This is a genomic window from Spirulina subsalsa FACHB-351, assembly GCF_026130165.1.
Classification (GTDB): Bacteria; Cyanobacteriota; Cyanobacteriia; order Cyanobacteriales; family Spirulinaceae; genus Spirulina_A; species Spirulina_A subsalsa_A.
Window position 1 is genome coordinate 19,359 of record NZ_JAIHOM010000062.1, and the last position, 9,651, is coordinate 29,009.

At 44.1% G+C, this 9,651-nt stretch carries 7 protein-coding genes and 1 CRISPR repeat array; of the genes, 3 read left to right on the forward strand and 4 right to left on the reverse strand.

What is annotated here, in order from left to right; translation table 11 throughout:
• Positions 1–6 precede the first annotated feature (6 nt).
• Together speD and K4A83_RS13355 are read left to right on the forward strand one after the other, a co-directional pair.
• Entirely contained in the window at positions 7–408 is a 402-nt protein-coding gene (gene speD, locus K4A83_RS13350) for an adenosylmethionine decarboxylase (protein ID WP_265265084.1), read from the forward strand.
• A 230-nt stretch (positions 409–638) separates the two neighbouring features.
• Positions 639–959, forward strand: a complete 321-nt coding sequence (locus tag K4A83_RS13355) for a DUF6464 family protein (protein WP_265265085.1) — start codon at positions 639–641, stop codon at positions 957–959.
• 275 nt (positions 960–1,234) lie between these two features.
• Here K4A83_RS13355 and K4A83_RS13360 read toward each other — a convergent pair whose 3' ends face one another.
• Together K4A83_RS13360 and K4A83_RS13365 are read right to left on the reverse strand one after the other, a co-directional pair.
• The gene (locus K4A83_RS13360; protein WP_265265086.1) at positions 1,235–2,161 is read right to left on the reverse strand and encodes a DUF1822 family protein; all 927 of its coding nucleotides are present in this window, start codon (positions 2,159–2,161) and stop codon (positions 1,235–1,237) included.
• Positions 2,162–2,185: 24 nt separating this feature from the next.
• Positions 2,186–2,830: a ligand-gated ion channel gene (locus tag K4A83_RS13365; RefSeq protein WP_265265088.1), complete on the reverse strand. Its 645-nt coding sequence runs from the start codon at positions 2,828–2,830 to the stop codon at positions 2,186–2,188.
• Between the two features lie 155 nt (positions 2,831–2,985).
• Between K4A83_RS13365 and K4A83_RS13370 the strand changes: the two genes are divergently transcribed.
• Positions 2,986–4,062 (forward strand): acyltransferase, encoded by a 1,077-nt coding sequence (locus tag K4A83_RS13370; protein WP_265265089.1) that lies wholly within the window; start codon positions 2,986–2,988, stop codon positions 4,060–4,062.
• Here the strand turns inward: K4A83_RS13370 and K4A83_RS13375 are convergent.
• Together K4A83_RS13375 and argF are read right to left on the reverse strand one after the other, a co-directional pair.
• Complete coding sequence (locus K4A83_RS13375) at positions 4,059–6,914, reverse strand: CHAT domain-containing protein (RefSeq protein ID WP_265265090.1); 2,856 nt, start codon at positions 6,912–6,914, stop codon at positions 4,059–4,061. The two genes, K4A83_RS13370 and K4A83_RS13375, sit on opposite strands and share 4 nt — an antisense overlap.
• Before the next feature lie 35 nt (positions 6,915–6,949).
• Positions 6,950–8,015: a CRISPR direct-repeat array (repeat unit 37 nt; unit sequence GTTTCAATCCCTAATAGGTATTATAGGCCATTTCAAG).
• A gap of 481 nt (positions 8,016–8,496) precedes the next feature.
• Complete coding sequence (gene argF / locus K4A83_RS13380; RefSeq protein ID WP_265265091.1) at positions 8,497–9,426, reverse strand: ornithine carbamoyltransferase; 930 nt, start codon at positions 9,424–9,426, stop codon at positions 8,497–8,499.
• Between the last annotated feature and the right edge of the window lie 225 nt (positions 9,427–9,651).

The window sequence follows — 9,651 nt, forward strand, 5'->3', positions numbered from 1 at the left end:
ATAAGAATGAAGAAAGTGGGTACCCATCTGGTTGTCGATGCGTGGCAAGCACCGAGCGATTTGTTAAATGATCCAGAACGCATTCGCCGTGCCTTGATTGACGCGATTGAGTCTGGACACGCAACGTTGATTGATTTGTGTGTTCACCAGTTTAGTCCCCACGGTGTGACCGCAACCGCAACCCTCGCCGAATCTCACATTGCGATTCATACCTGGCCCGAACATGGCTACTTTGCTGCCGATCTGTTTTTCTGTGGTCAAGGACAACCGAAAGAAGCAATGCGAGTCCTTAAAGAAGCGCTGCAAGCTGAGAAAATGGAAATGCGGGAAATTGACCGGGGTTTTCCTAATAGTGTTTTAGAAACCCATTTGAAGACGGAGTGGGAAGCCGTCGAATTGGTCGGTTAAAGCAGTTTGATCTAAGTTCGGTTGCGATCGCAGCATAACGAAGCCTAACCTAAGCTCTCACCTTTACGATTAAAAACCGCACAACAACAAAAACTGGGATGTTGGGAGATGTGGACTCTCTCAACATCCTTCTAGTTTGCGCTTGGGCGGTTTTGGTCAACTGGGTGGTACCCTCTCGGAAAACCTGATGCTAGGATGGGGCAAAATCCAACAATCTGGAGGAGGAGACTGTGCTTGAACTTGTTTTCATCTTCAGCTTGGCTGTATTCCCAGCTTTATTCTCCCGACTCTTTTGGCGCAAATTAACCCAACGGTGGCAAGATCGTTTAACTCGTGCCTGTGAGAGTCCTATACAATATCAGCCGATCCCTGTGAGGATTAATTCCCCTTGTGAAACCCCCTCAACCCCCCAAGCATGGCTAGGAGATCCCCGTTGTCGGTTCAGTGCGCGATCGCCTTATCTCCGTTGTGCCGTCAATCCCCAAGGCCCCTGTCAAGGGTGTTCCCAGTTTCAACCCCTCCCTTATCCCCTGCCTAAAATTTATAATTAATAATTGATAATTGATAATTATTAATTATTCACGGAGTATTGAACAAGGGTGTTCCCAGTTTCAACCCTTCCCCTATCCCCTGCCTAAAATTTATAATTAATAATTAATAATTAATAATTAATAATTGATAATTATTAATTATTCACGGAGTATTGAACAAGGGTGTTCCCAGTTTCAACCCCTCCCCTATCCCCTGCCTAAAATTTATAATTGATAATTAATAATTGATAATTAATAATTATTCACGGAGTATTGAACCTCGATCAAAGCAAGCCTTAAATCACAAAATGCTCAGTAATAATCGAGTCTCCTAACACTAACTGCACCGCAAACTGTTCCCCAATCTCCCCACTAAATTTAAACTCCAAGCGTTCTGTACTGCGCGCTTCTGCATTCATCACAGAATCCCCCTCATCATCCAAAATCAACATCTGTAACTTATGAGGTAAGATTTTCTTGTGACCTCGGGGAAATATTTCCACCGAAATATCCATTTCCTGTTCATCAATGGGTTCAATTCCTACCAATAATGAAATCCGTTCCCCTTGGGGTGAAAATTCAATAAATTTGCCTCTTTTTACCTGATCCTTTTTCGGCATTTCTTGGGTTAATGGACTGCGAAAAGCAAAGGCTACTTCTTTTTTTTCTAAAGTGAGCAAACTTTCCCAAGAATGCCACCCTTCCGGGAAAATTTGCTTAAACCAGTGACTTAATTGATTTAAAGTCGGTAGCTTTCCTAATAAGATTTCCATAGGTTGGAATTGTTCTAACGGCACTTCTACCTGAGCTACTTTTTCCAAAAAACCAATAAACGTCCCTTGGGTTATTTTTTCCGGTAGTTCATGATTAAACTGAACCGCTACATATCCCTTCCGCTCATCCCAAACCTCTTCAGGCACTATACAAACCTGAGCATGAGGCAACACCGGACGACATTCTAAAGTCCCCCAATTGTCCACCTCTAAATCCGCCGTATCTGCTAAGGTTTGCATCACCATATCCCAACTATCTCCCCCTTCAGGAGAATTAGCGATGCCCAAACATTGCAAATAATTACTAACAGTTTTAACTGCTAAAACATTGAAATAAACTTGTTTCTTTTTCTCCAGTGTTACTTGTTGATCGGCAAACAATTGAGCCGTTTTTTTGTCTGACAATGTAATGGGAAAATTTAACTTTAATCCTTGTATGAAGTGACTCATAGTAGCTCCTGAATGTACCTGTACCTATATCTCTAAATTTTTCCTAATCTCTGATGCAAACTTGCGACGACTTCTGTTATAAAAACTTCTTAGGGTATTGTGATTTACATCTAACATGATTGCCAATTCATCTAATTTATAGCCTTCTACTAATTTTAACGCAATAAAACGAAAGTTTGCTTCAGCATTATTGCCAATATAAGTCAGCCGAAAAACATCTTGTGGATCTTGCTTAATATAATCAATGATATCCTGAGCCGTAACCGGGTAATTTTCGGTGTTCTCTCGCTGTTTTCGTTCAAGCTTATGCTTAATAACTAGATTCTCTCGGACTAATTGATTCTTTTTTTGATCATTAGTCAATTCTTTAATCGCATCGGGAAAGCGAATTTTAAGCAAATAATTAACCCACTGTAAAACCCCGGCTCGTTCTGGCTTATAATGTTCTATTTTTTCATATAAATACTGAAATAAACGCTGAAGTGCGATATTATAAATTTCCTCATAAGACCCTTGTAACTGAGCAGGAACCGGGGGATGGACTAATTGATCTGAGTGACTTAATAGCCTGAGTAACTGCTCAACTAACTGCCGACGTTCAACTGTGCCTAGGGGATGCCGTTGGGCATTTAAAGCCAGTTTTTTAAGTTGTTCATCAAAATCACACATATTTAGACTTGGTTTGGGTGATGACCTCTCTATCTCTGTCTCTGGGAAAATGTCCCATCCTGATGCAGGAGGGGCAAAATTAACACAAAACTTTACAATTTAACTGGGCTTCTCCCTCTCGTTACACTGGGGGAGTGGGTGAGAAGGGGGGAAGAATGCGACTCACAGGCATTGATTTATTTCGAGGAATGGCTATTTTTGGGGTGGTAATCCTCCACTCTGACGAAGGCATTACCGTAAATTTGCCTTTGTGGACTCAAATGCGTATCTTTGCCAGTTTTGCGGTGCCTTTCTTTTTGGCGCTGTCTTTTTACCTCTCCTGCCGCAAAATCTACGGGAGTCAAGGGGATTATCCCCTTAAAGCCAGACTAACGCGCTTGGTGATCCCTTACCTGTTTTGGACGGGGTTATATTTGCTCTACAAGTTGATTAAATACGCCTTAAAGGGGGATTTTGGGCAGATTGTGGAGTTGGGACAAGATCCCATCGGTTTGATGGTGTTGGGGGGGGCGGCGTTTCATCTCTATTTTCTGCCTTTACTTTTGATGGGGACTTTGGCGATGAAACCTCTCAGCCCTTTAACTCGTCATTCTCGCCCGGTTTGGTTGGGTTTGTTGGGGTTAGGGGTTAGTTTACTGCTATACCATCTATTAGAGGTTTCTGGGAATAATTTTGTCACTCAGGGGGGGGTAGCGTTTCAAGGAGTCCAAAGGGCCCTAGGGGTGGATTGGCACACTTCGCCCCTATTACGGATGTTGGGGGTATGGGTGGCTTGGTTGTTGCGCTGTTTTCCCTATATTTTTATGGCGATGATTTTGGCTTCTCCCAAGATTTACCCCAAGTTAGAGAGGAAAAATGGGTTGTATTGTGCCTTGGTGTTGGTGGCCTTTGGGGGGGTGAATCAGTGGGGGGGGGAATTCCTGCCTGTGGTGCTGTATGAGTGGAGTCGGGGGTATTTGGGGCTATTGAGTGCGATCGCCCTTTCCCCCTATCTCCCCTCTCAAGGTTGGCTGAAAAACCTCGGCCTGTGTTCCTTTGGCATTTATCTGTTACATCTATTTATTGTAGAAGCCCTGCAAATGTTGGAAAACAAGATTTACACTGAGGGCATATTCCGCCACTCTAGCCTGAATCTGCTCGTTTTCGCCGCCGTAGTTTTTACTGTTAGTTGGTTGCTGACCGATTGGCTGATGGGTCGTAAAATCTTAGCTAAATGGATGTTTGGGGCTTAATCTTGGGCTTCTCCAATTAGGGTAAAAGCAGCCCAGTGAGTGGGATCGGGATAGTCTTTCAGGGTGTGTAACATGGCCTGACGTAATGCTAGGGCGCGATCGCCTTTTTCCACCCATTGAGCATAAAATTCAATCATCAAGCTAGCCGTAGGTTGATCGGGAACCGCCCACAGTGACACAATTGTACTCCTTGCCCCAGCCCCTAAAAAAGCACGAGACAACCCCAGCACCCCATCCCCCGTAATCCTTCCTCGTCCTGTGTGACAGGCACTCAACACCACAAGATCGGCATTTAAACGCAGACTTAAGATTTCTTGGGGAGTGAGGAGGCCATCATCGGGGGGGGAAACCGCTAAGGCCAGCGCCCCCGGAGTCGGACTAATCTGTTTCACCTCATCGAGTAAACCATGAGTCGCCAAGTGAATAATACGGGCCCTCTGCATTTGCTGGATAACGGCCTTTTCCGTTGCCCCATCGCCAATTAAGGCCGAATACCCTAAAGCGGTGGCAATGGCCTTCGCTTCGGTTTCTGCCCCCGGTAGGGGAGCCAAGGACACAGGTGTTGAACTCCCGGCCACTGCAATCCTCGGCATGGTAGGATTCCCCACAATTAAAGCCCCTTCGCCCCGTCGTTTTGGTAATTGATGGGTGTGGGATAAAACCTGAAGGGAAGGTGTTGTTAAGATTGTGTGACGCTCAATAAGATATTGATTTTGTTCATCTCGCAAGGCCGGAAAGGGAACTAAAAATAAGCTACCTTGGGGAACAAAAATAACCTTTTTTTCGGGGTCTGTGGGGAGTAAATCCGCAATGGGTTCAATTAACAGTTGATAGAGGTCGGTTAGCCTTTGTTCACTCTGTTGTTTCCGTTGAGAGAGTAGGATATTGCGACTCTGTTCTACAAAGCGAGTTAAGGGAACTTGCCCTTGTCCAGCAGGGCTTAAAACCTGATCTAAACGACTCTGACGAAAGGTAATTTTTCCCTCTGGAGTAATCACCCAGATATATAATTCAGGGTTCAAAGAGTTCTCCCCAATTAAGGAATATTCTACTAAAGTCGCTTGTTGTTGTTGAGCCACTTGGCGAATTTGTGCCACGGTGGGACTGGGGGGATTAACTTGGGGTTGAGATGTGGCAAGACGGGCTAATAAGTCCACAAAAGCCCGCCCTCGACTTCGTTCAGCAATTTCTAGGGCTTTTTCCTCTTGATTTTGGGCAATTAAAGCCTGTTGCAGATGTTGATAGATGGTTTTGCCTTGTTCAAATAAAGAGACTTTCTGTGCATCATTTAAACCCGGTCGCAGGGCTTCAAAGTTATCCATTGCGAGGGTTAAAATTTGGACGGCTTCACTATACTTTTTTTGGGCAATTAGTAGACGACCGATTTCATTTTGTGCTAGAATAGATCCGGCACTTTTAGGGGAATATTCTGCTAAAGATTGTTGATAAAATTTGAGGGCTTGTTCGGGCTTTTGTTGAGCATTATAAGCTTGAGCTAATAAGCTATAACTTTGGGCTTTACTTTCCCCGTCTGACCACTGATTGGCCAGTTGAATGGCTTGTTCATGAATCGCCATAGCACGCTCCAGTTGTCCCAATTGTTGATAAATTTGCCCCAGTTGGTTAAGACTCACTACAACGGCGGGTTGATGGTTAAGTTCTTGATAGGTTTTTAGGGCGTTTTGGGTTAATTCTAGGGCTTGGTTGAGTTCTCCTTGTTGGGCGTAGATTTGGGCTAAATTGAGGGAATTTACAGCCTCTCCTGCACGGGCAAAGTTGACATTGAGTTCATCCCCCAAGGGAGGACGAATGGCTAAACTTTGGTGGATGATTTGGGGGCTTAAATAGGATTGACTCAGGGCATCTCGTAATAATTCTAGTCCGGGAATATTAGAGCCAGAAACTGAACCTTTGATCCAAGTTTGATAGAGGGTAGCGGCTTGAGCAGAAAACTCTAAGGCTTGGTTGATTTCTCCTAAGATTAAACAAAGGGAACTTAAATTATTTAAAATGGCGGTTTCCGCGCCTAAATAGCGGATTCTCGCATTATTGGCTAAATCCCGAACGATTTTTAAGGCTTGGTGATAATGGTCTAAGGCTAAGGCGTATTGACTAGCATTGGCATAAACTACGCCTAGGTTATTTAAGGTGTAAGCTTGCCCAATTTTATCATCGGCTTCTCGCTGTAAGTTTAAGACAGTTTGATATCGGGTAATAGCCGGGAGATAATCTCCTTGTTTAAAGGCTAAAGCGGCGAGGGCGGATTCTGTTAAAATGAGACTGGTTCTAATACTTTGAGGATCTTCAGGATTCCCCCGTCGAAGTTGTTCTAAGATTTGCCGGGCTTGTTGATAATGGGTGATGGCTTGAGTGCGATCGCCTAATTGTTCATAAGTTTGCCCTAAATATTGCTGGGTATAGGCGATGGACTCGGGATGATTGATGCTTTGAAATAACTTGAGGGCTTCCTGAAACGAGGATAACGCCTCCTGCTCTTGTTGGAGGGCTAGATACACTTCTCCGATGCCCTGTAAACTGCGCCCAGCCCCCGCAGGTACGTTAATCTGGCGGAAAATGGCAAGGGCTTGTTGATAAAGTGCGATCGCCCCTTGAGCATCCCCCTGATGATATAATCGCTCCGCCTCCTGATTGAGATAAACCGCCTCAATTAGTTGTTCCTCTTGAGGATTAGAAACTTGCGCCAAAGGATAGGCTAATTTGGGCTTATTTCGAGTGGAAATGGGTTGAGCTTTTATGCTTTCAGCTACCCCAAAAAACAAGCCGCTAGAAAGTCCAAGAAGCAGGAGAGACACCCACAAGGGGCGAGAATTAGACGGCAAAAAATGAGCCATAAAATTTAGTGATAGAGAATTGAAGTCAGTGTTAAGTTTCAATCCCTAATCGTTATTATAGCGCATTTCAAGATCGGCTGTATCGTAGATCCTAAGCCGTTTGTCAGTTTCAATCCCTAATAGGTATTATAGGCCATTTCAAGCATAGGATAAAGGGATTAGATGATTAGATGATTTCAGTTTCAATCCCTAATAGGTATTATAGGCCATTTCAAGCTCAATGGTGACAGGGTGCTTGCGTAAAAATTCGTATAGTTTCAATCCCTAATAGGTATTATAGGCCATTTCAAGTAGCGATTTACTAATACAACAGCAGAGCAATTAATTTTAATAGTTTCAATCCCTAATAGGTATTATAGGCCATTTCAAGGGGGAAACGACCCGATATATCAACGGCGGGTCATTGTTTCAATCCCTAATAGGTATTATAGGCCATTTCAAGCTGAACAGAAGCTCAACGCTGACCGAAAGAAGGCGGTAACAGGTTTCAATCCCTAATAGGTATTATAGGCCATTTCAAGTTTAATATTTTCCTTGATGAGGATAAATATAAACGTTTCAATCCCTAATAGGTATTATAGGCCATTTCAAGTCTGTGGGCATCCCTAGGGATGCCCGCAGTAATTGTTCGTTTCAATCCCTAATAGGTATTATAGGCCATTTCAAGGTGGGTGGGGGGGCGGCAGCTTCTCCGTTGAAATGTTTCAATCCCTAATAGGTATTATAGGCCATTTCAAGACAACTACGAGAACAATTCACCGATTTTATGAATGTTTCAATCCCTAATAGGTATTATAGGCCATTTCAAGAGCAGATTGCCACCCAAGCCAAGGTCACAGCAGCGCAGTTTCAATCCCTAATAGGTATTATAGGCCATTTCAAGACAACTACCACCTCAACATGATCGCAGGGAGTACTTTGTTTCAATCCCTAATAGGTATTATAGGCCATTTCAAGTTAGATCCAATAACAGAATACACAATTAAGAAAGTTTCAATCCCTAATAGGTATTATAGACCATTTCAAGAAGGTTACTCCACTCTGAGAAAGAATGTCCACGTACCGTTTCAATCCCTAATAGGTATTATAGGCCATTTCAAGAGCGGCAGTCCGAAAGCGTGACCTTATCTGGTTTTCCAGAGTCACTTGCGCGACACCCACCCCAGAACCATAACACAGCCCTCGGGAAAAGACAAGAAACGGCTAAAACCCTTGCCCTGTAAGGTGCGCGACACCCTCAATCAGCCAACTCACCTCAAACCCAATCCCCCCAAGCCCTTCAGCCCAATCTGCCCAAAGGCAAAAAAAAACACCCACCCCGTCGCGCAAATTGCAGGAGAAGAGGGAAGTATCTGATGCGAAAATTGCCACAGTCCACTCCGGGACAAATGGATTGAGGTTTTAGAGATGAAAGCCCCAATCCCCCGTCAGTGCGATCGCTCGCCTAAGCCCACCCCCAGTTTATCTTTAATGTACAAAAAAAGACGATGGTTGGGGTAATTCATGAATCACCCCAACTCCTCTCAACTTTTCTGGATGAGGACGGCACAGACTTATTAATCCCTTCCCCCTCCCATGATAGCTAATCAATCATCCCTAACAAACAAGCCATTAAAGCCTTTTGAGCGTGCATTCTATTCTCCGCTTGATCCCAGACCTTAGACTGAGAACTTTCGATCACATCTTCCGTAATTTCTTCCCCCCGGTGGGCAGGTAAACAATGTAAAACAATAGCCTCAGAATCCGCTTTTTCTAACAAACTTCGATTAATTTGATAGGGTTGAAAAATGGGAATTCGTGAAGCCGCTAAATCCTCCTGTCCCATACTAGCCCAAACATCAGTATAAAGAACCTGAGAACCTTCCACCGCCGCTATCGGGTCTTCAGTGATGACAATTTCTGCCCCTTGGACTGCCAATTCTTGGGCTGAACTAACAATAGCTGGATCTGGTTTATACTCAACAGGAGTGGCCACCCGAACTTTCATCCCCATCATGGCACAACCAATCATGAGAGAATGGGCTACATTATTGCCATCTCCTAAAAAGGTAACAGTTTGACCTGCCAAACCGCCAAAACACTCCTGAATCGTTAATAAATCCGCTAACACTTGACAGGGATGTTCAAGGTCAGTTAACGCATTAATGATCGGAATGTCGCAATAGTTGGCAAAACTTTCCACATCCCCTTGTTTAAAGGTACGAATAGCCAAAATATCCAGATAACGGTCTAAGACTCTGGCCGTATCAGAAAGAGGTTCTCCTCGTCCCACTTGCGTCACACTGGGATTCAAATCAATGACCTGTCCTCCGAGTTGATACATAGCCACAGAAAAACTCACTCGCGTGCGCGTGGAGGCTTTATAAAACAATAGCCCGAGGATTTTAGAACAAGTGGGGGTCAAGACCCCACTTTTCAGATCCGAGGCCACTTGTAACAAGTCTGTAATTTGGCTGGGGCTTAAATCGGCCATCCGCAGAAAATCGCGTCCTGTCAATGATTGTAAACTCATGGAATTTCACATCCTCACAGTAGACTGGTTTCGGAAAGCTTTTATCTGCAATGTCGGGTGAAGACCCTCGGTTTTACCGACGGGATGAAACCCGACCAGTATAGAAACAGCGAAGCACGACTCTTTAGCTAAGGCTCAGGAATCACTAGCTCATGACAATTTCTGCTGTATATGTTAGTATACATCTAGTTGTTTGAGGTCGATAAACAAGGTGTGAAGGGCAAA

What these genes read in the sequence shown, in the direction of transcription:
- speD (WP_265265084.1), top strand. Translation starts at nt 7, where the DNA reads ATGAAGAAAGTGGGTACCCATCTGGTTGTCGATGCGTGGCAAGCACCG.
- K4A83_RS13360 (WP_265265086.1), bottom strand. Translation starts at nt 2,161, where the DNA reads ATGAGTCACTTCATACAAGGATTAAAGTTAAATTTTCCCATTACATTG.
- K4A83_RS13365 (WP_265265088.1), bottom strand. Translation starts at nt 2,830, where the DNA reads ATGTGTGATTTTGATGAACAACTTAAAAAACTGGCTTTAAATGCCCAA.
- K4A83_RS13370 (WP_265265089.1), top strand. Translation starts at nt 2,986, where the DNA reads ATGCGACTCACAGGCATTGATTTATTTCGAGGAATGGCTATTTTTGGG.
- K4A83_RS13375 (WP_265265090.1), bottom strand. Translation starts at nt 6,914, where the DNA reads ATGGCTCATTTTTTGCCGTCTAATTCTCGCCCCTTGTGGGTGTCTCTC.
- argF (WP_265265091.1), bottom strand. Translation starts at nt 9,426, where the DNA reads ATGAGTTTACAATCATTGACAGGACGCGATTTTCTGCGGATGGCCGAT.